At 69.5% G+C, this 23,821-nt stretch carries 17 protein-coding genes; 6 read left to right on the top strand and 11 right to left on the bottom strand.

Features of this window, described 5'->3' with window-relative positions; all coding sequences use genetic code 11:
- From AC1DVT_RS04255 to AC1DVT_RS04265, 3 genes are all read right to left on the bottom strand, one after another.
- On the bottom strand, positions 1 to 1,108 hold a 1,108-nt coding region (locus tag AC1DVT_RS04255; protein ID WP_477386795.1), incomplete at its 3' end, for an ABC transporter substrate-binding protein.
- 31 nt (positions 1,109 to 1,139) lie between these two features.
- Positions 1,140 to 2,849 carry a glycoside hydrolase family 13 protein gene (locus AC1DVT_RS04260; RefSeq protein ID WP_477386796.1) on the bottom strand — a complete coding sequence of 570 codons (1,710 nt, stop codon included), beginning with the start codon at positions 2,847 to 2,849 and terminating at the stop codon, positions 1,140 to 1,142.
- A 327-nt stretch (positions 2,850 to 3,176) separates the two neighbouring features.
- Positions 3,177 to 4,184, bottom strand: coding sequence for a LacI family DNA-binding transcriptional regulator (locus AC1DVT_RS04265; RefSeq protein WP_477386798.1), 1,008 nt, complete (start codon positions 4,182 to 4,184; stop codon positions 3,177 to 3,179).
- A 108-nt stretch (positions 4,185 to 4,292) separates the two neighbouring features.
- Between AC1DVT_RS04265 and AC1DVT_RS04270 the strand changes: the two genes are divergently transcribed.
- Positions 4,293 to 5,354 carry an MsnO8 family LLM class oxidoreductase gene (locus AC1DVT_RS04270; protein ID WP_477386828.1) on the top strand — a complete coding sequence of 354 codons (1,062 nt, stop codon included), beginning with the start codon at positions 4,293 to 4,295 and terminating at the stop codon, positions 5,352 to 5,354.
- A gap of 7 nt (positions 5,355 to 5,361) precedes the next feature.
- Here AC1DVT_RS04270 and pheA read toward each other — a convergent pair whose 3' ends face one another.
- A complete protein-coding gene (pheA, locus tag AC1DVT_RS04275; protein WP_457100656.1) occupies positions 5,362 to 6,321 on the bottom strand; it encodes a prephenate dehydratase in 960 nt (319 codons plus the stop codon).
- 104 nt (positions 6,322 to 6,425) lie between these two features.
- Here pheA and AC1DVT_RS04280 point away from each other — a divergent pair, with 104 nt between their 5' ends.
- Positions 6,426 to 6,944: a flavodoxin domain-containing protein gene (locus tag AC1DVT_RS04280; protein ID WP_477386800.1), complete on the top strand. Its 519-nt coding sequence runs from the start codon at positions 6,426 to 6,428 to the stop codon at positions 6,942 to 6,944.
- A 45-nt stretch (positions 6,945 to 6,989) separates the two neighbouring features.
- Positions 6,990 to 8,630 (top strand): phosphoglucomutase (alpha-D-glucose-1,6-bisphosphate-dependent), encoded by a 1,641-nt coding sequence (pgm, locus tag AC1DVT_RS04285; protein WP_477386802.1) that lies wholly within the window; start codon positions 6,990 to 6,992, stop codon positions 8,628 to 8,630.
- Positions 8,631 to 8,694: 64 nt separating this feature from the next.
- On the opposite strand, the gene AC1DVT_RS04290 is transcribed toward pgm, so the two are convergent.
- From AC1DVT_RS04290 to AC1DVT_RS04300, 3 genes are all read right to left on the bottom strand, one after another.
- A complete protein-coding gene (locus AC1DVT_RS04290; RefSeq protein ID WP_477386804.1) occupies positions 8,695 to 9,921 on the bottom strand; it encodes an IS30 family transposase in 1,227 nt (408 codons plus the stop codon).
- Between the two features lie 143 nt (positions 9,922 to 10,064).
- Positions 10,065 to 12,569: a glycoside hydrolase family 3 C-terminal domain-containing protein gene (locus tag AC1DVT_RS04295; protein ID WP_477386806.1), complete on the bottom strand. Its 2,505-nt coding sequence runs from the start codon at positions 12,567 to 12,569 to the stop codon at positions 10,065 to 10,067.
- On the bottom strand, positions 12,566 to 14,626 hold the full coding sequence (locus tag AC1DVT_RS04300; protein WP_477386808.1) for a beta-galactosidase: 2,061 nt from the start codon (positions 14,624 to 14,626) through the stop codon (positions 12,566 to 12,568). The genes AC1DVT_RS04295 and AC1DVT_RS04300 overlap by 4 nt, the downstream gene beginning before the upstream one ends.
- Positions 14,627 to 14,696: 70 nt before the next feature.
- Here AC1DVT_RS04300 and AC1DVT_RS04305 point away from each other — a divergent pair, with 70 nt between their 5' ends.
- From AC1DVT_RS04305 to AC1DVT_RS04315, 3 genes are read left to right on the top strand one after another with little or no spacing between them, the layout of a single operon-like run.
- Positions 14,697 to 17,084 (top strand): glycosyl hydrolase family 95 catalytic domain-containing protein, encoded by a 2,388-nt coding sequence (locus AC1DVT_RS04305; RefSeq protein WP_477386810.1) that lies wholly within the window; start codon positions 14,697 to 14,699, stop codon positions 17,082 to 17,084.
- Positions 17,078 to 18,073 (top strand): LacI family DNA-binding transcriptional regulator, encoded by a 996-nt coding sequence (locus AC1DVT_RS04310; RefSeq protein WP_477386812.1) that lies wholly within the window; start codon positions 17,078 to 17,080, stop codon positions 18,071 to 18,073. Before AC1DVT_RS04305 ends, AC1DVT_RS04310 begins: the two co-directional genes overlap by 7 nt.
- A 10-nt stretch (positions 18,074 to 18,083) precedes the next feature.
- Entirely contained in the window at positions 18,084 to 18,692 is a 609-nt protein-coding gene (locus AC1DVT_RS04315; protein ID WP_477386814.1) for a DUF624 domain-containing protein, read from the top strand.
- Positions 18,693 to 18,743: 51 nt separating this feature from the next.
- On the opposite strand, the gene AC1DVT_RS04320 is transcribed toward AC1DVT_RS04315, so the two are convergent.
- From AC1DVT_RS04320 to AC1DVT_RS04335, 4 genes are all read right to left on the bottom strand, one after another.
- Positions 18,744 to 20,507: a type 2 periplasmic-binding domain-containing protein gene (locus AC1DVT_RS04320; RefSeq protein WP_477386816.1), complete on the bottom strand. Its 1,764-nt coding sequence runs from the start codon at positions 20,505 to 20,507 to the stop codon at positions 18,744 to 18,746.
- A 41-nt stretch (positions 20,508 to 20,548) separates the two neighbouring features.
- Positions 20,549 to 21,505: a carbohydrate ABC transporter permease gene (locus AC1DVT_RS04325; RefSeq protein ID WP_457100647.1), complete on the bottom strand. Its 957-nt coding sequence runs from the start codon at positions 21,503 to 21,505 to the stop codon at positions 20,549 to 20,551.
- Positions 21,506 to 21,518: 13 nt separating this feature from the next.
- On the bottom strand, positions 21,519 to 22,508 hold the full coding sequence (locus AC1DVT_RS04330) for an ABC transporter permease (RefSeq protein WP_457100646.1): 990 nt from the start codon (positions 22,506 to 22,508) through the stop codon (positions 21,519 to 21,521).
- Positions 22,509 to 22,730: 222 nt separating this feature from the next.
- Positions 22,731 to 23,816 (bottom strand): arabinan endo-1,5-alpha-L-arabinosidase, encoded by a 1,086-nt coding sequence (locus AC1DVT_RS04335; RefSeq protein WP_477386818.1) that lies wholly within the window; start codon positions 23,814 to 23,816, stop codon positions 22,731 to 22,733.
- Between the last annotated feature and the right edge of the window lie 5 nt (positions 23,817 to 23,821).

Here is a 23,821-nt window from a genome sequence, read left to right on the forward strand (position 1 = left end):
GCACGGCGGCGTCCTCATCGAGCAGCTTCTGCATGTAGTACCAGTCGATCCACTTCACCGCGGCCGCCTTGGTGTCCTTGTCCACCGTGGGGCTGATGACCGCGATGTCGCCGCCGCCGAGCGTGCCCGGCTCAGGACCTTCCGTCGGGATCACCGTGAGGCCGTACACCGCGGGGTCGAGGCTGAAGTCGCGCACGAGCGCCGTGTAGATGTCCGACCCGGTCGTGTACATGCCGATGTTGCCGGCCGCGAACTCCTGGTTGATCGATCCCCAGTCGAGGTCTGCTCGGGCACCGAACGAGTCGTCCTCCCAGCGCAGGTCGTGCAGGAACTGCAGCGTCGCCCGCGTGCCGTCGTTGTCGACGGTCGACGTGGCCGACCCGTCCTCGTTGTCGGTCTGCGTGCGGTAGCCGCGGGCCACGGTCTGGGCCGTGAGCTGCCAGCCGCCGGTGTTGGCGGTGGCCATCTGCGCGTAGCCGGCCTTGCCGGTGGCGTCATGGATCTTCTTGGCGTCGGCGCGCACCTCGTCCCACGTCGTCGGCGGAGAGTCGGGGTCGAGCCCGGCAGCCTCGAACAGCTCGCGGTTGTAGTGCAGGCCCATCGCATAGGCCTGACGGGGAAACCCGAATACGTTGCCGTCGGAGTCGGTGACGCCGTCGAGGAGGATCGGGTTGAAGCTGTCGGCGTAGCCGAGCTCCTTGACCTCGGCGGTGACGTCGGCGAGCTGTCCGTTCTCGATGAGCGTCTTGGTGTCGGTGAACGGCACCGTGAACACATCGGGCAGGCTGCCCCCGGCGAGCTGCACGGCGAAGGTCGGACCGGTCCACCGGTACTCCTCGCCGATGATGTCGATGTCGGGGTTCTCCTTCTCGAACTGCTTCTCCTGAGCCTCGAAGGCCGTGTAGGCCGCGGCATCCGCTCCGGGCGGGAACGTCGCAACGCGCAGTTCGAGCTTGCCGTCGCTGCTGTCTCCGCCGGACGGGGCGCATCCCGCGAGTGCTCCGACCGATGCCGCGACTGCGACACCGGCGAGCAGGACCCTTGCTGGTGACTTCATCGTCTTTCCTTTCTTGGTGAGGGATGTCGTGTCGGCCTCTCTCTTCGACACGTCAGCTCCTCGGGGTGTGGGTGGTGGGGATTTAGGACTCGGGCGTGGCTGCAGCGCGCAGCCAGGCTGCGGAGTTCGCGGGCAGCTGCGACCCTTCGATCGGTGCGCTGCAGATCAGCACCGCCTCGTGGAAGGGCAGCGCGATCGGCACATCGGAGGTGTTGACGACGCACAGGACGTCGGCCCTACGGCGGAAGGCCAGGACGTCGTGGCCGAGGCCGTCGATCCACTCGAGGGGTCCGTCGCCCAGGCCGGGCAGCTCGCGGCGCAGCCGCAGCGCCTCACGGTAGAGGTTGAGGGTTGAGTGCGGGTCGCGCTTCTGCGCCGCCACGGTGAGGGCGGCCCACTCCGGGGGCTGCGGCAGCCAGGTGCTGGTGCCGGCGGGGCTGAAGCCGAACGGCGGCCGATCCTGCGACCACGGCAGCGGGACGCGGCATCCGTCCCTGCCAGGATCGATGCCGCCGGACCGGTAGTGCATCGGGTCCTGGATGAGATCGAGCGGAAGGTCCTCGACCTCGGGGAGGCCCAGCTCGTCGCCCTGATAGATGTAGAGGCTGCCCGGGAGGGCGGCGACGAGCAGCGCGGCCGCGCGGGCGCGGCGCAGGCCGGTGTCGGGGTCGGTCGGCACGCCGAACCGCTTCTTGAGGAACGCGAACGCGGAGTCCTCGCGCCCGTAGCGGGTGACCGGCCGGGTGACGTCGTGGTTCGACAGCACCCACGTGCTCGGCGCGCCGACGGGGGCGTGCGCGGCGAGGGTCGCGGAGATCGATTCGCGGAAGGATGCCGCGCCCCACGGCCGCGCGAGGAAGTCGAAGTTGAACGCGGTGTGCATCTCGTCGGGGCGGAGGTAGGCGGTGAACCGCTCGATGTCGGGCACCCAGATCTCGCCGACCAGCACGCGCGTGCCGGGGTAGGAGTCGGCGATGGCCCGCCACGCGCGGTAGACGTCGTGCAGTTCGTCGCGGTCCTCGGTGGGGTGGTCAGGCTTCTCGCCCACCTCGGGGAGGTCGGCGTCCTTGATGAGCAGAGCGGCCGAGTCGATGCGCACGCCGGCGACCCCGCGGTCGAACCAGAACCTCAGGATCTCCTCGTGCTCGCGGCGCACGTCGGGGTGGTTCCAGTTCAGGTCGGGCTGCTCGGGGGTGAACATGTGCAGGTACCACTCCCCCGGCGTGCCGTCGGGGTTGGTCGTGCGGGTCCACGTCGAGCCCTGGAAGCTCGACACCCAGTGCGTGGGGATCTCGTCGCCATGCGCGCCCTTGCCGGGATGGAACCAGAACCGCTCGCGCTCCGGGCTGCCGGGTCCGGCGGCGAGCGCCGCCTGGAACCACTCGTGGCGGTGGCTGATGTGGTTGGGGACGACGTCGATGATCGTGCGGATGCCGAGGGCCAGGGCCTCGGCGATGAGCGCCTCGGCCTCGCCCAGCGTGCCGAACTGCGGGTGGATCGCGCGGTAGTCCTCGACGTCGTAGCCGCCGTCCGCCATCGGACTCGGGTACCAGGGGTTGAACCAGATCGCATCGACACCGAGATCCTTGAGGTAGCCGAGGCGGCTGCGCACCCCGGCGAGGTCGCCGGTGCCGTCGCCGTTCCCGTCGGCGAAGCTGCGGACGTAGACCTGGTAGATGACGGCGGACCGCCACCACAGCGGGTCGGCGGTCGAGGGGTGCACGGCCGAGCGGCGCCCAGAGGCCTGACCATCGCGGGTGAGGACGTCGCTGTCCACGGGGCTCCTCGTCATCGGGGAAAGTCTGCGTGCGATGAATGTATCTTCGCTCTGAGTAGTACGCAAGTCTTTGACAGTTGCATGCAAGATCACGATTGTGCATCGGCGCGTTCGGGGTGCTCAGGCGCTCCAGCCGGTCGCTGAGCTTGTCGAAGCGTCCGGCGTCACGCATCGGACCCTTCGACAAGCTCAGGGACCGATGCGCGGCTCAGGGACCGAAGCGCAGCTCAGGGACCGGCGCTCGAGCACGAAGGCGGTCGCTGAGCTTGTCGAAGCGTCCGGCGTCACGCATCGGACCCTTCGACAGGCTCAGGGACCGACGCGCGGCTCAGGTGCCGAAGCTCAGGCGGGGACGGGGCCCGTCGACGAGCGCAGCACCAGCTCGGGCTCGAACAGCAGCTCGTCGCCGGCGTCGGCCGAGCCGGCGATCTGGGCGAGGAGCAGCTCGATCACGGTGCGGCCCATCGACTCGATGGGCTGGCGAACAGTGGTCAGCGGCGGCTCGGTGCAGCTCATGAGCGCCGAGTCGTCGAAGCCGACCACGCTGATGTCGTCGGGCACGCGCAGCCCCGCCCGGCGGGCCGCCCGTACCGCGCCCAGCGCCAGCGGGTCGCTCGCGCAGACGATCGCCGTGGCGCCGGCGGCGAAGAGTCTGGTTGCCCCGGCCTGGCCGGATTCGAGGGAGTACAGCCCGCGGATGATCATCGCGTCATCCAGCGGGGCGCCCAGTCGCTCGAGCAGGCGGCGCGCGGCCGTGAGCTTGCGCTGCGACGGGATGTGGTCATGCGGACCGAGCAGCAGGCCGATCTTGCGATGGCCGAGCTGGTGCAGGTGCAGCACGGCCTGCTCGGCCGCGGCCGCGTCATCCGTCGACACCGTCGCGAACCGCAGCTCCGGAATGCGCGCGTTCACCAGCACCGTGGGCAGGTTGACCTGGCGGAGTCGCTCGTAGTGATCATGGACGGCCTCGGCCTGGCTGTAGTTGCCGCCGAGGAAGATCACACCAGACACCTGCTGCTGCAGGAGCAGGTCGATGTAGTCCGACTCGGTGATGCCGCCGGCGTTCTGTGTGCACATCAGCGGCGTGTAGCCGTTCTGGGTGAGCCCCCCGCCGACGATCTCGGCGAGCGCGGGGAAGATCGGGTTGGTGAGCTCGGGCAGCACCAGGCCGACCAGCCGGGCCCGTTCGCCGCGGAGCTTCGTGGGCCGCTCGTAGCCGAGCACGTCGAGCGCGGTCAGCACCGCCTGGCGCGTGGCATCCGACACTCCCGGCTTGTCGTTGAGCACCCGACTGACGGTGGCTTCGCTGACTCCGACCTTGCGCGCCACTTCGGCGAGACGCTTCGACATGCGCTCAGTGTACGCAATCTTCTTGCAAGATCACGCAAGCACTTGCAAGCGGTCACGCGATCGACTGCGTTCGGAATGTCCGGGGTGCGGCAACGGTTGCCCTCAGCGATGAACACCGCCTTCCCCTCCCCGGCCCTTTCCGTTCTCGACCTCGTGCCGGTGCGCGCCGGGCAGACGAGCGTGCAGGCGGTCGCGGCATCCCTCGCCCTCGCCCAGATCGCCGACCGGCTCGGGTTCCGCCGCTACTGGTTCGCGGAGCACCACAACATGCCCGCGGTCGCCTCGACGACCCCACCGGTGCTCATCGCAGCAGCGGCCGCACGCACGACGCGGATCCGCGTCGGGTCGGGCGGGGTCATGCTGCCGAACCACTCCCCGCTCGTCGTGGCCGAGCAGTTCGCCGCGCTCGAGGCGCTCACCCCCGGTCGCATCGACCTCGGAATCGGGCGCGCGCCGGGCAGCGACCCGGTGATCACCCAGCTGCTGCGGATGTCGGGCACGACCAGCGACGTCGAGCGGTTCCCCGAGCACATCCGCGACATCCGCTCGCTGCTCAGCGCCGAGGGCGCGGCCGTGCGCTTCACCAGCGGCGAGACCTACGACCTGCACGCGACGCCCGCCGCAATCGGCACCCCGGAGATCTGGCTGCTGGGATCGAGCGACTACTCGGCGCAGCTCGCCGCGGCCCTCGGACTGCCGTACGTGTTCGCGAACCACTTCTCCGGCGAGGGACTCGAGCGCGCGCTCGACCTGTACCGCGGCGAGTATCGCCCGAGCGAGGCGAATCCTGAGCCGCGCACGTTCCTCACCGCGAACGCCGCCGCGGCACCGACGGCCGCGGAGGCCGAGGAGCGCGTGCTCCCCCAGCTGCGGGTGATGGCGCGCCTGCGCCAGAACAAGCCGCTCCTCCCACTGGAGACCGTCGAGCAGGCCCAGGCCGGGGCATCCGATTTCGATGCGCTCGGCGCGCAGATCATGGCGGGCACGCGGGCGAAGTGGTTCGTCGGCACCGGCGAGTCCGTCGCGGCCGAGCTCACGGCGTTCGCCGCGCGGCACGGGGTGGACGAGGTCATGATCTCGCCGATCGCGGGGGCGTACGACGGGGAGACGACGGATGCCGCGCCCGGCCGCGCGCAGACGCTCGAGCTGCTCGCCGCAGCGATGGGCTRAGCCCGGGTCAGGCCTCGGGCTCGCCGCTGACGAGGCCGCGCAGCCAGTCGCGCGCCTCGATGAAGACGTCGTCGGAGTAGCGGTCGGGGTAGCGCACGACGGCGCGATCGGCACGGGGGTACGACCCGAGGAAGATCACCTTGGGGCTGAAGCGGCGCAGACCCAGCAGGGCGTCGGCCATCCGCTCGTCCTCGATGTGCCCGTCGGCGTCGATGACGAACCGGTACCGACCGAGCGCATCGCCGATCGGCCGCGACGCCAGGAGCGAGAGGTTGATCCCGCGCGTCGCGAACTGCTCCAGCATCTCGAGCAGGGCACCCGGGTGGTCATCGGGCAGTTCGACGATGAGCGACGTCTTGTCGGCGCCGGTCGGCGGAGGTGCGGCGACCGTGCGGCTGACCAGCACGAACCGGGTGACCGCGTTCGGGTTGTCGCCGATGTTCGAGGCGAGCAGCTCGACCTCGTGGTGGTCGAGGATTCCGGGGGGCGAGATCGCGGCATCCGCATCGCTCGTCCCATCGATCAGCCCGACGGCGCTGGCGACATTGCTCGCGGCAGGGATGTGCGCGTGGGCCGGCAGCGCCTGGGTGAGCCACTGCAGACACTGCGCGTAGGCGACCGGGTGGGCTGCGATGAGCGAGACGTCCTCGAGCTTGGTCCCGGGCCTTGCGACGAGCACGAACTCGACGGGGACGAGGTACTCCCCCACGATCCGCAGGCCGGGCATCGTGGCGAGGGCGTCCTGCGCGGTCGAGACCCCGCCGTCGATCGAGTTCTCGATCGCGATCATCGCGGCATCCGATCGGCCCTCGACGACATCCGCGAGCGCTTCCCCGACGTTGCGGACCGAATGCCACACGTGGCCCCGCGCCTCGGGCACCTGGGCGAGCGCCGCCTCGGTGAAGGTGCCGGCGGGCCCGAGGTAGCTGTAAGTGCGGCGGGCGGGCTCGTCGGGCTGGTCAGTCACCCGATCAGCCTAGCCGCGGGGGTGTCGGCGCCCGCGAGCGGAATCCCCGGACCCGGGGGACCTTCGACCCTGTCCGGTGCGGCCGAAGGAGAGACAGTGCAGGTATGACACGCGTATTGGTCACCTATGCCAGCAAGCACGGCTCCACCGAGGAGATCGCGCGGGCGATCGCGCACGAACTTCGCGAGCGCAACCTCGACACCGACTGCGTCGGCGTCGGGGATGCCAGCCTCGGCGCGTTCGACGCCGTGATCCTCGGCAGTGCCGTCTACATGGGGCGGTGGCGCAGCGAAGCGCGGCACTTCCTCAAGAAGCACCGCGACACCCTCGCGACGATGCCGTTCTGGATCTTCAGCTCAGGCCCGGTGGGCGAGAAGGCCGACGACGAAATCGAGCAGAATTCGAAGTGGCTCGAACCGCACCGGATTCTCGAACTCGCCGAATCGGCCGGTGTGCGCGGCCACATCGCGTTCGCCGGCCGGCTTCCCACCGATCCCCACGGATTCGTCGAGACCTCGATGGTGCGCAACACCCCCGAGAAGTTCCGCGATTCGCGGGACTGGGACGCTATCCGCCGGTGGGCCGACGAGGTGGCGGAGCAGCTGCAGCCGGCGCACGCGTGACGACTTCGGCTGTCGCGGCGCGGCGAGAGCGGGCAGACTGAGCACATGAGCCGAGCAGGACAGCCCGCGGAAGCATCCGACCTCATCGACATCGATGATCTGATCGCCGCCTATTACGACAGAAAGCCGGATGCCTCGGTCCCCGAGCAGCGCGTCGCCTTCGGTACGAGCGGCCACCGCGGATCCGCACTGAGCACCAGCTTCAACGAGGACCACATCCTCGCCACCACCCAGGCGATCGTGGACTACCGCAACAGCCAGGGCATCTCAGGACCCCTCTTCCTCGGCCGCGACACCCACGGGCTGTCGTTGCCGGCGGAGCGCACGGCCATCGAGGTGCTGGTCGCGAACGKGGTCGATGTGCGCGTCGACTCGCGCGACGCGTGGGTGCCGACCCCGGCGCTCAGTCACGCGATCCTGGCCTACAACCGGGGCCGCCCGCTGGATGATCCGGGCCGGTCGGACGGCATCGTCGTCACGCCCTCGCACAACCCGCCGCGCGACGGCGGATTCAAGTACAACCCGCCGAACGGCGGCCCGGCCGACACCGACGCCACCGGCTGGATCGCCGACAAGGCGAACTCCTACATCGCCGCGAGCCTCGACGGCGTCCAGCGCACCCGCTACGCCGACCTCGACGACGAGACGCTGGGGCAGTACGACTTCCGCGACGCGTACGTGCGGGACCTCGTCAACATCATCGACATCGATGCGATCAAGCGCGCCGGTGTGCGCATCGGCGCCGACCCGCTKGGCGGGGCATCCGTCGACTACTGGGCCCTGATCGCCGAGCTGCACGGACTCGACCTCACGGTGGTGAACCCCGACGTCGACCCCACCTGGCGGTTCATGACGCTGGACTGGGACGAGAAGATCCGGATGGATCCGTCGTCTCCGTCGGCGATGGCGTCGCTGGTCGCTCGACGCGATGAGTACGACATCCTGACCGGCAACGATGCGGATGCCGACCGGCACGGCATCGTGACGCCCGATGCCGGGCTCATGAACCCGAACCACTACCTCGCGGTCGCGATCGACTACCTGTACTCGCACCGTCCGAATTGGCCGGCGGATGCCGCGATCGGGAAGACMCTCGTCTCCTCGATGATCATCGACGGGGTCGCGGAGTCGCTGGGCAGGCGCCTGCTCGAGGTGCCGGTCGGGTTCAAGTGGTTCGTGCCCGGCCTGCTCGACGGGTCGGTCGCGTTCGGCGGCGAGGAGTCGGCCGGGGCGTCGTTCCTGCGGTTCGACGGAACGGTGTGGACGACCGACAAGGACGGCATCCTGCTGTGCCTGCTCGCCTCGGAGATCCTCGCCGTCACCGGCAAGACGCCGTCGCAGCGGTACGCGGAGCTCGAGGCCGAGTTCGGGGCATCCGCCTACCAGCGTGTCGACGCGCCGGCCACGCCCGCGCAGAAGGCCGCGCTCGGAAAGCTGTCGCCGGATGCCGTGACCGCGACCGAGCTCGCCGGTGAGCCGATCACCGCCAAGCTGTCGCACGCGCCGGGCAACGGCGCCGCGATCGGCGGGCTCAAGGTGCAGACCGAGCACGCCTGGTTCGCCGCGCGCCCGTCCGGCACCGAGGACGTCTACAAGCTGTACGCGGAGTCGCTGCGCGGCCCGGAGCACCTGGCCGAGGTGCAGGAGGAGGCCCGCGCGGTCGTCGCCGCCGCCCTCGGCGGCTGAGCCACGGCCCTAGCCCCATCTCTCCGCCGAAACCACCGACTTCGCGCCAGACCACCGGGCGGTTTCAATCTGTCAGTGCAACGTCTCGGATGTACGTGTCGAGTGTTTCGGCAGGTGTCGCGAAGAGCAAGGTCTTGCGGGGTCGGATGTTGAGCAGTCGTTGCGTGTCGGCGAGGTCGGCGTCGGTGATCGTGTTGAAGTTCGTGCCCTTGGGGTAGAAGTCGCGGATCAGCCCGTTGGTGTTCTCGTTCGTGCCCCGCTGCCATGGCGAGTGCGGATCGCAGAAGAACACGGGGCAGCCCGTGGCGATCGTGAAGTCGGCGTGTCCGGCCATCTCGGAGCCTTGGTCCCAGGTGATGGTGTGCTTCAACGCGGCGGGCAGGGTAGCGATCATGTCCGCGAGGATCCCGGTCACCGTCTTGCTGTCTCGCGCGCCGGGGAGGCGTCCGAGAAGCGCGAACCGGGAGCGGCGCTCGACGAGGGTGATGATGCCGGAGTTTTCCGGGCCGACAACCAGGTCGCCCTCCCAATGGCCGGGCACGGCACGGTCCGCGGCTTCGGCGGGCCGATCGCTGAGCCGTGCCCCGTCCAGCCACGGTCGGTTGCCGCGGGGAGGGAGCTTGGACTGCGGGATGCGGGTCTTCCGGCCCGACCGCAGTGCTTTGACGACCTTCAGCTCGTCTCGCAACGCGCCTTTGCCTTGGACATACAGGGCTTGATAGATCGTCTCGTGCGACACCCGCATATCCTCCCGCCCCGGGAACAACGCCGGCAGGCGTCCGGTGATCTGCTCCGGCGAGAACCGGTCGTTCAGTCCGTCCCGGACTGCGGCACGCAACTCGCTGTTCGTGTCCAGTTTCACGGGCCGCGGTCGAGCTCGCCGCATCCGGGCGTGATGATCAGCGACCTCCGCGTCATACCGGCTGCGGTTTCGGTAGCTCAGCCGCGGACGGCGGGCGAGCTCGCGGGAGATCGTCGACGGCGACACCCCAAGCTGTCGAGCGAGTTCGGCCTGCGTCCATCCAGCGGCGAGACCCACCTCGATACGGGCACGATCCATCGGTGACAACCGTCGGCCATGCCCCACGGCGGGCTCGGCCGACCCCACCAAAACCCGATCACGTACGCCGCCGACGGCCCCCATCCGGAACTCCATGCCGACGAGCTTCGCCCACACCGTGACCTGCTGCACATCGAAGCCGACCGCGCGAGCCGTCGAAACGGTGCTCGCACCTGCTAACAGCATCCGCAACGCTCGAGCCCGAACCTCCAACGACGCATGCGATCCCATCTCGACCAACCCCTCCCGAACGATCAGCCCGAGATGTTGCACTCACCACCTGAACTCGCCCCGAGTTCTGCGCGCCAAAGTCGGTGGTCTCGGCGAAAGTCGGTGGTCTCGGGGAGAACTGGCCTCTCGGCAGTTGGTGCGGGTCAGGGTGCGGTGACGCGCAGCTCGGTGCGGACCGGGAGGTCCCAGGCATTCGGGCCTGACGCGAGGGTGTAGCCGCCGGGCTGCACGCGCAGCGCGCCGGCGTGCAGCCAGTCGTCGGTGGCCCCGTCGAGGCGCGCGGCGTCGTCCCACACCGCGAGCCGGGCGACCGGGAACTCCACCTCGACATCGCGGCTCTCGCCCGGCGCGAGCCGCACCCGGCGATACCCAAGCAGCAGGCGCTGCGGCGTGGGGATCGGCAGGGCCTCGAGCGGCTGCGCGTACACCTGCACGAGCTCGTCGACCTCCCGTTCGCCGGTGTTGCGCACCCGCACCGCGACGCGCACGACCTCGTCGTCCGCGCGGGCCTCGAACCCGGCGTGGCGGTGCGTCGCCGGCGGTGCCGGCACCTGGCCCTCGGCGAGCGCGACGGACTCGTACTCGATCCGCCCGTAGGTGCAGCCGTGCCCGAACGCGAATCGCGGCGCCTCCGGCTGGTGCCGGTAGGTCGCGCCCTGGCGGAGAGTGTCGTAGTCGAAGAGGTCACCGGCCTGCGCCTCGGTGTCCGGCCAGCTCTGGGCGAGACGACCGGTGGGCTCAGCGTCGCCCGAGAGCACGTCGGCGATGCCGTGCCCGAGCTCCTGACCGCCGTGGCTCGACCACACGACGGTCTCGGCATCCGCCACTCCATCGCCGAGCACATACGGGTAGCTCGACACGATCGTCAGCACGGAGCGGGGGTTTGCCTTTCGGGCCGCGCGCCACAGGCCGACGGCGGCGTTCGGCAGGTAGAGGTGCGGACGATCCTCGGTCTCGCGGCCCGCCAGGTGCGGGTCGTTGCCGACCGCGACGACCACGACATCGGCGCGAGCCGCCGCCTCGGCGACGGCCGCCTGCCCCGAGCGGATCGTGCGGACGCCGAAGCGCTCAGCGGCCTCGAGGGTCACCGCCTCCGCGGCGAGCAGCCCCGAGTCGCGCATCACCCGCAGCCAGCGGCCCGAGCCGAGGTGCAGCAGCGACCAGGTGCCGTCGGCGTGCACGTGCCGGCGGAAGCTCTCCTGCACGACCCAGCCGCCCACCCGGTCGGCGTCGGCGCGGACTGGCCACGCCCCGCCGGTGAGCAGGCGCCCGCTCGCGTGGGAGCGGAGGGTCAGGATGCCGTCGCCCCAGTCGGTGACGTCGAACCAGGTCGCGTCGCCCGCGGCCGGGGCGGCGGCTTCGACGACCGAGCCGTCTTCGGAGACGACGACATGGCGTCCGTTCGAGGACGCGCGCAGCGCGACGGTGTCGGCGCCGGTCACGACCTCGACCTCGGGATACCGCTCGGCGAGCGCCGCGCCGATGCCGATCGCGTAGGGCGGTGTGCCCGCGTACCAGTCGGTGAGGACGAGGTCGGCGAGCGGCCCCACGACAGCGACCCGTGCCGGCGCCGCGAACGGCAGCAGCCCGGCATCGTTGCGCAGCACGACCACCGAGCGCGTCGCCGCCTCCCGGGCGAGCTCGCGGGCGGCGGGCAGGTCGATCGCATCGACGTCGATCCCGCGATACGGGTCGTCGTCGCCGTCGAACTCGCCGGTGCGGATTCGCAGCTCGAGCAGATGCGTCACGGCGACGTCGATGTCGTCCGTGGTCAGCAGCCCCGCGGCGAGCGCCTCGCGGAGGTAGCCGATCGTCGGCGCGGCGTTGGCGTCGTTGTCGGTGAACGAGTCGAGACCGCTGCGGACGAGGGCCGCCGTCGCCGCGACATGGTCGGGCTGGGCGCGCTGTGTCGTGACGAGGAAAGTCGGGGCCCCGGCATCCGACACCACGGCGATGGATTCGTCGCTCCACGTCCGGGCTTCGGCCACGAGCTCGGGCTGGGTGTGCGCGGGCGCGCCGTTGACGCGGTTGTAGGCGAGCATCAGCCCGCCGCCGACGCCGGCCTCGATCGCGCCGCGGAACGCGGGGAGCTCCTCCTCGTGGAGGGTGCGCAGCGAGAGCTCGGAGTCGGTCACCGAGCGGTCGGTCTCGTTGTTGTAGCCCAGGAAGTGCTTGAGCGCGGGCACCGTGCGCCACACCCGCGGATGGTCGCCACGCAGGCCGCGGGAGTACGCGGTGCCGAAGTGCGCGGTGAGGTGCGGATCCTCCGAGTAGCCCTCTTCGTTGCGTCCCCACGCCGGATGCCGGAGCGTGTTCACGACCGGAGCCCACACGTTCAGGCTCACCAGGGGGTTCTCGGCGTGCTTCGCGCGCACCTCGATCGCCGCGACCTCGCCGACCTTCGCGATGAGGTCGGCATCCCAGGTCGCAGCGAGCCCCACCGGCTGCGGGAAGACCGTCGCCCGGCCGAGCCACGCGGCGCCGTGGAGCGCCTCGCACCCGGTGCGGAACTCGGCGAGGCCGAGCCGCTCGATCGCGGGGGCCGCCTGATGCAGCATCGCGAGGCGCTCGTCCGGGGTGAGCCGGTCGAGCAGATCCTTGGCGCGAACGGCGAGGGGCTGGTCGATCTGGCGGAACGTGAACGTCACTCTGGGAGCCTTTCGATGAGAACAGCGGCGGACGTGGGCGCCAGGGTGATCTGACCGTCGATGTCCGCGCCCGTGAGGAGATCGCGCAGAGGCCCGGACACTGTGACATGCCTGACCTCCGGCCCGTGGTTGAGGAGGAAGAGCGCCGGTCCACGCCGCACCGCCTCGACGTCGTCCGGGAGCACGCGGTCAGCCGCGACGCCGACCACCCCCGCGGCATCGAGCGCGTCGTCGATCACGGTGGCGAGCACATCGTCCGACACCACCGCGCCGACGTACCACGCGGTGCCGGCTCCGACGCGGTGCCGGGTGATGGCGGGCGCGCCCTCGAGATGCCCCGGCCCGAACCGCGCGAGCACGTCGGCGCCCTCGGCGCGCAGCCGCTCGCCGAGGATGCTCGCCGAGCGCGCGTCGACGGCGATCGTCGGCCCCGACGCCCAGTCCGGCTCCACCGTCAGCGCCGTCGGCTCGTCGGTCAGCCCGACCCACTCCTCGCCGCTGACCGCGACCAGGTCGCGCAGCAGGACAGGCGATCGTCCCTGCAGAATGCCCGCGTTCGCGTCGGCGACCCCGGAGAACGGGCCGATAACGACGCTCGCGCCGGCCTCCAGCGCGGCGCGGAGGGCGGCCGCGGCATCCGTCTCGACGATGTACGACTGCGGCAGGAGCACGACGCGGTAGCGGGAGAGGTCATCGCCCGGGCGCACGAGGTCGGCGGCGATGCCCCGCCGCCACAGTGCACGGTGCCACCGCTGCGACTGCTCGAGGGGGTCGAGTCGGTCCGTCACCATCCCCGGCTCCGTTCCGGCCCACCACGACGGCCAGTCGAAGAGCAGGGCGACGGATGCCTCGACCCGGGCACCGGTGATCTCCCGCAGGCGCCGCAGATCGGCCCCGAGCGCGCAGACGCCCTCGAAGACCTCGGTGTCGGCGCCGGCGTGCGGGAGCATCGCGGAGTGGAACCGCTCGGCGCCGGTGCGGGCCTGCCGCCACTGGAAGAAGCACACTGCGTCGGCACCGCGCGCGACCGCCTGGAGGGAATCGAGCCGTGCGCGCGCGGGGGTCTTCGGCAGGTTGTGCGGGCGCCAGTTCGTGGCGCTGATCGCCTGCTCCATGAGCACCCACGGCCGCCCGCCGCCGAGGGAGCGCATCAGGTCCTGGATCAGCGCGGTGTCGGACGAGACCGTGGCGGATGCGTGGTCGGGATACTGGTCGTCGGCGATGACGTCGACCTCGTCGGCCCACGACCACAGGTCGGTGAGCGGCTGGAACCCCATGAAGTTCGTCGTGATCGGCTGGGTCGCGCCGGCGGCGCGGATCGCGTCCCGCTGCTCGGCGAAGCAGCGCACCAGCTGGTCGGAGGTGTACCGGCGGAAGTCGAGCGACTGCGCCGGGTTGACCAGGTACGGCATGCGCCGCGGCGGCAGCACGTCGTCGAAGTCTCGGCAGCGCTGCGACCAGACGAGGGTGCTCCACGCCTCGTTCAGCGCGTCGATCGTGCCGTACCGCGCCCGCAGCCAGAGCCGGAACTGACGCGCGGCCTCCTCGCCGAAGTCGATCTGGCCGTACTCGTTGCCGACATGCCACATCCGGACGGCGGGGTGATCGACGTACCGGCGGGACAGGTCGGTCGTGATCGCCAGCGCGTGCTCGCGGTAGACCCGCGACGCCGGGGTGAACTGGTTGCGCGACCCGGGGATCAGCCGCACGCCGTCGCGGTCGACCGGGAGCGTCTCGGGGTGGTCGATGCCGAGCCACGGCGGGGGCGACGCGGTGGGCGTCGCGAGGTCGACGGCGATGCCGTGCGCGTGCAGCAGGTCGAGCACTTCGTCGAGCCAGCCGAAGTCGCGGGCGCCCGGCGTCGGCTCGATGCGGGCCCAGCTGAACACGCCGACGGTCACGAGGTTGACGCCGGCCCGCACCATGAGCTCGGCATCCTCGCGCCACACCTCGCGCGGCCACTGCTCGGGGTTGTAGTCGCCGCCGAAGCAGATCCCGAGATCGCGCGTCAGAGTCGCCAGTGCGCCGTCATGGGACGGTGTCGTAGGGGTTGACATGGAGCGGGAACCTCTTCATTGTGGTTTCGAAGCGCTTCAACACCAAGACCATATACTTCGGGTTGTGAGGATGTCCACGCAGAGTCGCGAACTCCACGAACTGCGCGCGTCGACGCCCGCGCACCGCTGGATCGAGGCCTACCCGGTCGGCAACGGAATTCGCGGCGCGATGTGCGCGGGCCTGGTGGGCGGCGAGCGCCTGGGGCTCAACGACACCACCGCATGGTCGGGCCGGGCCGATGCCGATCCGCTGGACGGCGCCGCGGACCGCGGGGCCACAGCCCTCGAGAATGTGCGCACCGCGATCGCCGATGGCGACATCGCCACGGCCGAAGAGCTGCTGATGCGGATGCAGACCCCCTGGACACAGGCCTATCTGCCGCTCGGCGGGATCGACATCGGCGTGCTCGACGCGGGCGGTGCCGATGTCGTCGCCGCCGACGCTTCGTCGCAGCGCCGCCTCGACCTCGCAACGGGCGTCGCGAGCCATGAGTACCGCGTCGGCGGCGAGACCGTGCGCCACCGCACGTGGGCGGACCTGGTGACCGGGGCGATCGTGCACGAAGTGACCGCCGCCACGCCGGTGCGGCTGCGCGTGCGCATCGACTCGCTCCTGCGGCGGCGCGCCGCGGCGTACGGGAACGACGGCGACCTGGCGGCCGAGTGGCTCCTTCCGGTGGATGTCGCACCCGGCCACGAGAGCCCGCCCGAGCCGGTCCGCTACGACGAGCGCAGCGGCCGCCACGGCGCGATCGTCCTGCGCAGCTTCGTCACGGGCGCCATCGCCGACGGCACGCTCACCACGGCCGCAGCGACGGCCCACGTGCTCACCATCGCCACCGCCACCGCGCCATCGCTCCCTGGTGACCCCGACGACGAGCGCGATGCCGCGGGCCGCGCGAGAGCGCTGCTCGACAGCATCCTCCCGCATGGCGACGCGGCCGCCTTCGCCGCCGAACTGCACGATGCGCACGCGGCCGCTCACGGCGCGCAGTACTCGCGCTGTCTGCTCGACCTCCCCTCTCCCGAAGGCGCCGCAGATCTCGACACCGTGGAGCGCGTGCACCGCGCCCAGGAGCGCCCCGACGAGGGACTCGCGGCGCTCGCCTTCCACTACGGCAGGTACCTGCTGATCGCGTCGTCGCAGCCGGGGGGCCTCCCGGTGACCCTGCAGGGGCTGTGGAACGCGGAACTGCCCGGCCCGTGGTCGAGCGCGTACACCGTCAACATCAACACGCAGATGGCGTACTGGCCTGCCGAGACCACGGGGCTGGCGGAGTGCCACGAGCCGCTGCTGCGATTCGTGCAGCGCCTCGCCGGCCCCACCGGCACAGCGGTGGCCCGGGAGCTCTACGGCGCCGACGGCTGGGTCGCCCATCACAATTCGGATGCCTGGGCCCACGCCGCGCCGGTCGGCGCCGGCCACGGCGACCCGGCCTGGGCGAACTGGTCGCTCGGCGGGGTGTGGCTCGCGCTGCACCTCTGGGATCACTACGCCTTCGGGGCCGACCTCGACTACCTGCGCGACCAGGCGTGGCCGGTGCTGACCTCGACGGCGCAGTTCGCGATGTCGTGGATCAGCGGCGACGACGCGCGCGCGTGGACGAGCCCGTCGACCTCCCCGGAGAACCACTACGTCGACGACGACGGCCACGTCCGTGGGGTCGCCACGACCGCGACGATGGACGTCGCCCTGCTGCGCGAGCTCGCCGCGGTGTGCCGGCAGGCCGCCGCCGTGCTGGGCGACGACGCACCGTGGGTCACCGCCCTCGAGGCGCGCACCGACGCCCTGCCCGACCCGAGTGTGTCCGAACGCGGCGACCTGCTCGAGTGGGACCGGCCCAGGGTCGAGTCCGAGCCGCTGCACCGTCACCTGTCGCACCTGGTCGGCCTGTTTCCGTACGCGCAGATCACCCCGACCGGCACGCCCGCGCTCGCGGAGGCCGCCGCGAACTCGATCCGGCTGCGCGGTCCCGAATCGAGCGGGTGGTCGCTCGCGTGGCGCGCCGCCATGCAGGCCCGGCTCCGCGACGGCGAGGCCGTGCACGCCCAGCTGCGGCTCGCGCTGCGTCCGTCCGAGCCGAGCGCGGCCGCGCACCGCGGCGGCGTGTACCCCAACCTCTTCAGCGCCCACCCGCCGTTCCAGATCGACGGCAACCTCGGGCTGACGGCGGCGATCGCCGAGGCGCTCATGCAGTCGCACCACGGCACGATCGCCCTGCTCCCGGCGCTGCCCCCGCAGTGGCCGCGCGGCTCGGTGCGGGGCCTCCGGGCACGAGACGGCGTGCTGGTCGACATCGACTGGGACGAGGGACGACTTTCTCGCGCGCGGCTGAAGGCGACGGCACGAGCCACGACAATGAAGGTGACCGATCCGGATGGGGCGATCGGCACMTACGAGCTCGCACCTGGGGCGATGGTCGAGATCGACGAAGCAGAGCGGAGATTCACATGGTGACGATCGCGGACGTTGCTGAGGCGGCGGGCGTGTCGATCTCGACGGTCTCGTACGTCATGAGCGGCAAGCGGGCGATCTCGCAGCAGACCCGTGACCGCGTGGAGCTCGCCATCGACAAACTGGGCTTCAGCCCGCACGCCGGAGCGCGTTCGCTCGCCTCCCGCTCCACCAACGTCATCGGGCTGCAGGCGCCACTGCGCTCTGGCGTGGATGTGCACGTCATCATGCAGATCGTCACCGGCGTGGTGACGCAGGCACGCCTGCACGGCTACGACATCCTGCTGCTCGCGAGTGACGACGCGAAGGCGCTCGAGCGCGCCGCGCGGGGGTCGATGGTCGACGCCCTGCTGCTGATGGACGTCGAGTCCGACGATCCGCGCATCGATACGCTCATCGGCCTCGGTCATCCGAGCGTCCTGATCGGCCTCCCGTCGGGGCGGCGCGCGATCCCGTGCGTCGACTTCGACTTCGAGGCGGCGGGCTGGCTGGCCGTCGACCGGCTCGTCGCGCTCGGCCATCGCAAGCTCGCCCTGATCGGGTCGCCGCCCGAGGTGATCGCCCGGCACACCTCGTATGCCGACCGCCTGACCCGCGGCTTCCAGGCCGCGTGCGAGGCCAACAAGGTCACCGGCATCGTGCACTCCTGCCCCAGCAGTGCGGAGGCGACCGCCGTCGTCGACGAGGTGATCGCCGACGACCCGGGCATCACGGGCTTCTTCGTCCACAACGAGGGCGCGCTGCCGCACGTCGCCCCACACCTGGCCGAATACGCCCGTCGGCGCGCCGACGCGATCTCGGTCGTCGCGCTCTGCCCCGAAGACGTCGCGAGATCCGTGCCGGGGCTCGCTGACAGCATCGCGGTGCCTGCCGAAGCGATGGGCGCCGCGGCGACCGACATGATCTGCGAGATCCTCGCGCACGCCGCCAAGCCGACCGTCCGCCTGCTGCCGCCCGCGCTCTCCGGCGGTCTGGCGATCGCCCCGAAGTGACGGCATCCGCATGAGAATCGATACCGAGAGCAGAGCTCTGAGCGGAGCGAGCGCCTTCATCGCCTTCGTCGCGCTGAACGTCGTCTACCTGGTGTGCTGCCTCCCGGTCGTCACGATCGGCATGGCCACGAGCGCCCTATTCGAGGTGATGCTGCGCTACTCCGACGACGAGCGCGGAAGCATCGTCAAGGACTTCTTCCCCGCCATGGGCCGCAACGCGCTGCGCGGGACCGTCGTCTTCCTCGCGCTCGGGCTGCCCATGACGGCGCTCCTGTTCGCCGGGACGTTCTGGGTCGCAGCCGCGAGCATCGTCTCGGGTGCGGCGGCGATCGTCGCATTCCTCGGCGCGCTGTACCTGTTCGCGGCCCTGCTGCACGGCCTCGGCCTCGTCGCGAACTTTCACACCACGATCCCGCGGACGCTGAAGAACGCCCTGCTGCTGCCGGCCGCCGAGCCGCTGCGCACGGGTGCGCTCGTACTCATCCCGCTCGCGGTGGTGGCGATCACGGCCGTGTTCCCCGTCTTCATCGTCATCCTCCTCACTATCGCGTTCTCGTTCGGCGCATATGGCGCCGCCTTCGTCTTCCGCGGTGTGTACGCGCGCCACGTCGAAGAGTGAAAGCGGGGCCCGGAGATCGAATCTCCGGGCCCCGCTCACAGTGACCTGAGGTCAGCCGAACTTCGTGGCCACCTCGACGCGCGCCGCGTCCTGCGCCTTGGCGTTGTCCATGTCGACCTTGAGGACCTTGTCGTAGCCGAGGCCGTTGACGGTGTCCTGCAGCTGCTTGAGCRGCGAGTCGAACTCGCTGTCGCTCGATGCGAACGACATCTTCCAAGAGAGCTCGACGATGCTCGCCTTGATCTGATTGCGCAGGGTCGAGATCTCCGAGCTGTCGGCCGGGGCGACATAGCCGGAACCGGGCGCCACCGCGACCTGATCGGCCTTCACCAGATAGTCCATCGTGCTCGTGGCGTCATCCATCTTGCTCGACCAGTCGGTCGACACCGGGTTTGCCGTCGACTCCTGGTAGGTCGGCCAGAACTGATAGCTGAAGGGCTGCCCCGTCGCCTCGTCGACCTGGATGGGCAGCACGGTGGTGACGTTGAGCGCCGACGCGCCGTCCTTGTAGGTGCCGCCGCCCCACTCTTCGGGAACCTTCGCGCTGCCGTCGCCGAGAAGCGCCTCGCGGCCGAAGTCGCTGAGCTCAGGCTCGTTGCTGGAGTTGAGGTCCCACGTCAGACCCTCGGGACCCGCGGCGCCCTGCGTCTGGCTGTTGTTCGAGTACGTGCCCTCGGCCGAGTAGAGCCAGTCGATGAACGCAGCGATGCGCTGCGGGTCCTTGGCCTTCGAGCCGATCGCGAAGATCTGCTTGCCGCCGTAGACCGATGCTCCGTACGAGAAGATCGTCTGGTCCTTGATGGGGGCGATCTCGAAGCCCTTGCCGGCGGCCAGGTTGGCCTCCGTGTTGAAGGCGGGCTGCGCCTGCCAGGGCCACGGCGAGAAGAGCACCTGTCCGTTCTGGAACTTCGAGAACAGCGTGTCGTAGTTCTGCGTCGTCGAGTCCGGGTCGAGCAGCCCCATCTGGTTGGCCTCGTAGAAGAAGTGCAGCGCGCGCACGTACTCGGAGTCCGAGTCGACGATGCTCTGATAGTCCGAGCCGTCGGCCTTGGCCAGTACGAAGCCCATCTCGTCGTAGCCGTAGAACGTCGTCGGCTGCTTCGCGTTGTTCATCATGTTGCCGTCCCAGTCCTTGAACAGGGAGAGGCCGTACGTCTTCCCGCCGTTGTCCGCGGTCGGCTGGAGATCCTGCATCTTCTTCAGGACCGGCAGGATGTCTTCGAGCGTGTTGATCGGCGGGTATCCGAGCTGCTTGTACAGATCCCAGCGGATCATCGCGCCGAAGGTCGAGCTGAGCCCTTCGCTCGGTTCGGTCGGCTTGATGGTCGAGACCTGGGTCGGGAACCCGAAGACGCCGTCCTTGCCGTCGTTGACCTTCTGCAGCGCCGCGTCGAACACCTCCGCGTTGCTCATCTGCGTGTAGTAGTCGGAGGCGTCGATGACGAGACCGCCCTGGACGAGCTGGTCGAACTGCTTGCCCTGGTCGGTGATGATGAGGTCGCCCAGGTTGCCTGCCGCGACGCGGGTGTTGTAGAGCGTGTCACCGCCGCCCGCGACGTTCGGGGCGATGATGTTGAGCTTCATGTTGAACTTGTCTTTGACGATCTTGGCGAACCAGCCCTGCTGGACGCCCATGTAGTTCGCCAGACCGTCGAACACGTCGATCGTGATCTCGTCATCCCACTTGGTGGGGAACGGGCCCGATGCGTCGCCCGTCGTGCTCGCCTGCTCGCCTCCGAACAGGGAGCACCCGGTCAGCGACAGGGCCACCACCGCGGTTGCGGTGGCTGCGGCCAATATCCTCTTGAGCTTCATTGCTATTCCTTTCTTGGTGATGTGGTGCCCGGTCGGCGTCGTCAGCCCTTGACGGCGCCCAGCATGATGCCCTTGACGAAGAATCGCTGGAAGAGCGGGTAGATGAAGATGATGGGGAGCACGACGAGCACCGAGACCGTCATCCGGATGGATGTCGGTGTCTGAGACGTGGCGGCCCCAGCGATCGCAGAGAGGTTGCCACCGGCGTTCTGTGCGGCCGACGCGAGACTCGACGCCTGGTTGATGAACATGTAGAGCAGGTACTGCAGCGTGTACAGGCTCTGGTCGGTGACGTAGATCAGCGTGTCCTGGAACATGTTCCACTGCGTCACCGCCGAGAAGATGGCGACGGTCGCGAGGATCGGGGTCATGTTGGGCAGGTAGATGCGGAAGAAGATCTGGAGGATGTTCGCACCGTCGACCTCCGCGGCTTCCTGGAGCGTTCGCGGCATCGACTCGACGAACGTCTTGACCAGGATGATGTTGAACGGCTGCACGATGAACGGCAGCACGTAGACCCAGAAGTTGTTGGTCAGGCCGAGCCCCTTCATGATGATGAAGACGGGGATCAGGCCGGCGCTGAAGTACATCGTGATGATGGTGAAGCGATACCAGAAGCTCCGCCCCCACATGCGCTCCTGCGTGAACATGAAGCCGAGGAACGCGGATGCCAGCACCGTCGCCGCTGTGCCGATCACGGTGCGCGCGACCGAGACGGCTGCCGCCATGGGCAGCCCCTGCAGCTTGAAGACCTCGGCATAGTTCGACAGGTGGATGTCGATGGGCCACAGCCGCACGTCGCCGAGCGCCGAGACGTCGTTCGCCGAGATCGAGTTGATGATCAGGTAGTAGAACGGGTACGCGCAGATGAGGGCGAAGACCGCGAACGCGGTGTAGTTGAGGATCGCGAATGCCCAGTCGCCGGACGTGCGGGGCTGGCGCACCGCACCGGTGGGACGGGGCGCCTTCGTGAAGGTCGTTTTCGTGACGAAGCTCATCGTGGTCCGCCCCTCAGATGATCGATGCGCCGCGCACGCGCTTGGCGATGACGTTGACGGTGAGCAGGAGGATGACCGAGATGAGGCTCTTCAGCATGCCGATCGCGGTCGCCATCGAGAGGCTGTTGCCCGTGATGCCGATGTTGTAGACGTACAGGTCGAGCACCTGGATGTACTGCTTGTTGAACGCGTTCTGGAACACGTAGTACTGCTCCATGCCGTTGTTGAGCAGGTTCGCGATCGAGAGCATGAGCAGCACGATGTAGGTGGGCATGAGCTGCGGCACCGTGATGTACCACATCGTCTGGAAGCGGCCGGCGCCGTCGAGCTTGGCCGATTCGTAGAGCGACGGGTCGATGCCCGAAATCGACGCGAGGTAGATGATGGCGCCCCAGCCGAGGCCCTTCCACAGGCTCCAGAGCAGCATCGTGCCCCACACGAACTTGTCAGTGTCGAGGAAGTGGATCGGGGTGGTGATGAGCCCGGCGTCCTGAAGCACGTCGTTGACGAGCCCGCTCGACGAGAACAGCGAGAACGCGATGACGTAGACCAGCACCCAGGAGATGAAGTTGGGCAGCGTCGTGAGGGTCTGCACCGAGTTGCGGAACCGGGAGGACCGCACCTCATTGAGGAACACCGCGAATGCGAGCGGCAGGAGCGACGTCGCGATGCCGAGGAAGCTCATCGCGAGCGTGTTGATGAGCACCTGTCCGATCTGCTGCAGCTGAGTCGGCGAGTCGAACAGGAGCCGGAACCACTGCAGCCCGACGAATTCACTGCCCTTGAGCCCGAGCGCCGGCTGGTAGTCGTACAGCGAGAAGATCCAGCCGTAGAGCGGCAGGTAGGAGAACAGGAACAGCAGGATCATGAACGGCAGGATGCACACGAAGAGCCAGAACGACTTCTTGTACCCGCGGGGTCGGCGGGTCTTCCGCTCCGTCCGCTGGCCGCGCTTGTCGAGGTTGGCGACCGCAGCCTCCCTGATGACGGTCTGAGTCGTCATCGAGACACCTCGCCCAACATGAGCACTGTGCCGTCGCTTCCCGGACGTCGGTGCATGTCGTCACTCCCTCGTGTACGTAGCTGGCAAGCGCTCCGTGGGAGCGCTACCAAGGTAGATCAACGATCGAAGCGCTTCGATGTCGAACCGCTTCGATAGCGAGAGTATGCGCACTTCCCTCGCGGCGTCAAACATTCTTTTGTAACGCCCAGGTAACGTTTCCGATCACCAGTGGGCGATCGGCCAGCCTTCGGAGTCCCAGCCGAGCGGGAGCAGCGCGAGCTGAAACGCCCCGTTGTGGCGGCCGTCGTAATAGTGCACGGCGAGCGTTCCGTCCGCCGCGGACTGCCCGCCGGGGCCGATGTGCACGCCGCCGTCGCCGTCGAGCACACTGGTCCCGCCGCCCTCCAGCAGGGCGACGTCGTCGCGATCGAGGTACGGCCCGGTCACCTCATCGGCGCGACCGACCATCACGTGGTAGGTGCTCGCGAGCGCCTGGCAGCAGGAGTCGAACGAGACGAACAGGAAGTAGTCGCCGTCGTGCTCGACCACGTACGGCGCCTCGATGGCATTGGGGGGCACACCGCGGTCGGCGAGGCGCAGTGGCTCCGCGGCATCCGCTCGCTTGCCATCCGGCCATTCCAGGGCGACCATGCGGATGCCGCTCCAGAACGAGCCGAACGCCATCCAGGGTTCGCCGGCGGCGTCGACGATGACACCGGGGTCGATCGCGTTGAAGTCGTCGGCGGTCGTCGAAGCGAGCACCTCGCCGTGATCGACCCACGCGTAGGCGGGGTCGTCGGGATCGAGCGTCGTGTTCGTGGCGAGCGCGATGACCGATGTGTTCTTCCCGAAGGTGGACGCGGCGTAGTACAGGTACCACGTGCCCTCGTGCTCGATGAGCTCGGGCGCCCAGAGGTTCGAGACGCCGGGGACGGCCTCCCCCAGCCAGTCGGGCTTGTGGGCCCAGACCTCGCCGCGGTACTGCCAGGTCAGCCCGTCGCTCGATGACCGGATCTGGATGTTGCCGTCGGCCACGTTCTGGCTGCCGGTCGAGTAGACGTACTCGACGTCGTCCGCGACCGCGAACGCGGGGTCGTGTGCCGAGAGATCGCCGGTCAGCTCCCGCGCACCGGCGGGCGGTGGCGGGGCGGGCGGCGCGCAGGCGACGAGCGCGACCACGACCATCCCGGCGACCACCGCACGGGCAACCCCGCGCCACTTCGCACCGAAACCACCGACTCTCGCCGAATCCACCCGTTTTGAGCGACTCAACTGGGTGGACTCGGCGAGAGTGAGTGGTTTCGGCATGATGG

It is taken from the genome of Microbacterium sp. P2_F9, assembly GCF_056403635.1.

What these genes read in the sequence shown, in the direction of transcription:
- AC1DVT_RS04260 (WP_477386796.1), bottom strand. Translation starts at nt 2,849, where the DNA reads ATGACGAGGAGCCCCGTGGACAGCGACGTCCTCACCCGCGATGGTCAG.
- AC1DVT_RS04265 (WP_477386798.1), bottom strand. Translation starts at nt 4,184, where the DNA reads ATGTCGAAGCGTCTCGCCGAAGTGGCGCGCAAGGTCGGAGTCAGCGAA.
- AC1DVT_RS04280 (WP_477386800.1), top strand. Translation starts at nt 6,426, where the DNA reads ATGACACGCGTATTGGTCACCTATGCCAGCAAGCACGGCTCCACCGAG.
- AC1DVT_RS04290 (WP_477386804.1), bottom strand. Translation starts at nt 9,921, where the DNA reads ATGGGATCGCATGCGTCGTTGGAGGTTCGGGCTCGAGCGTTGCGGATG.
- AC1DVT_RS04300 (WP_477386808.1), bottom strand. Translation starts at nt 14,626, where the DNA reads ATGTCAACCCCTACGACACCGTCCCATGACGGCGCACTGGCGACTCTG.
- AC1DVT_RS04310 (WP_477386812.1), top strand. Translation starts at nt 17,078, where the DNA reads ATGGTGACGATCGCGGACGTTGCTGAGGCGGCGGGCGTGTCGATCTCG.
- AC1DVT_RS04315 (WP_477386814.1), top strand. Translation starts at nt 18,084, where the DNA reads ATGAGAATCGATACCGAGAGCAGAGCTCTGAGCGGAGCGAGCGCCTTC.
- AC1DVT_RS04325 (WP_457100647.1), bottom strand. Translation starts at nt 21,505, where the DNA reads ATGAGCTTCGTCACGAAAACGACCTTCACGAAGGCGCCCCGTCCCACC.
- AC1DVT_RS04330 (WP_457100646.1), bottom strand. Translation starts at nt 22,508, where the DNA reads ATGACGACTCAGACCGTCATCAGGGAGGCTGCGGTCGCCAACCTCGAC.
- AC1DVT_RS04335 (WP_477386818.1), bottom strand. Translation starts at nt 23,816, where the DNA reads ATGCCGAAACCACTCACTCTCGCCGAGTCCACCCAGTTGAGTCGCTCA.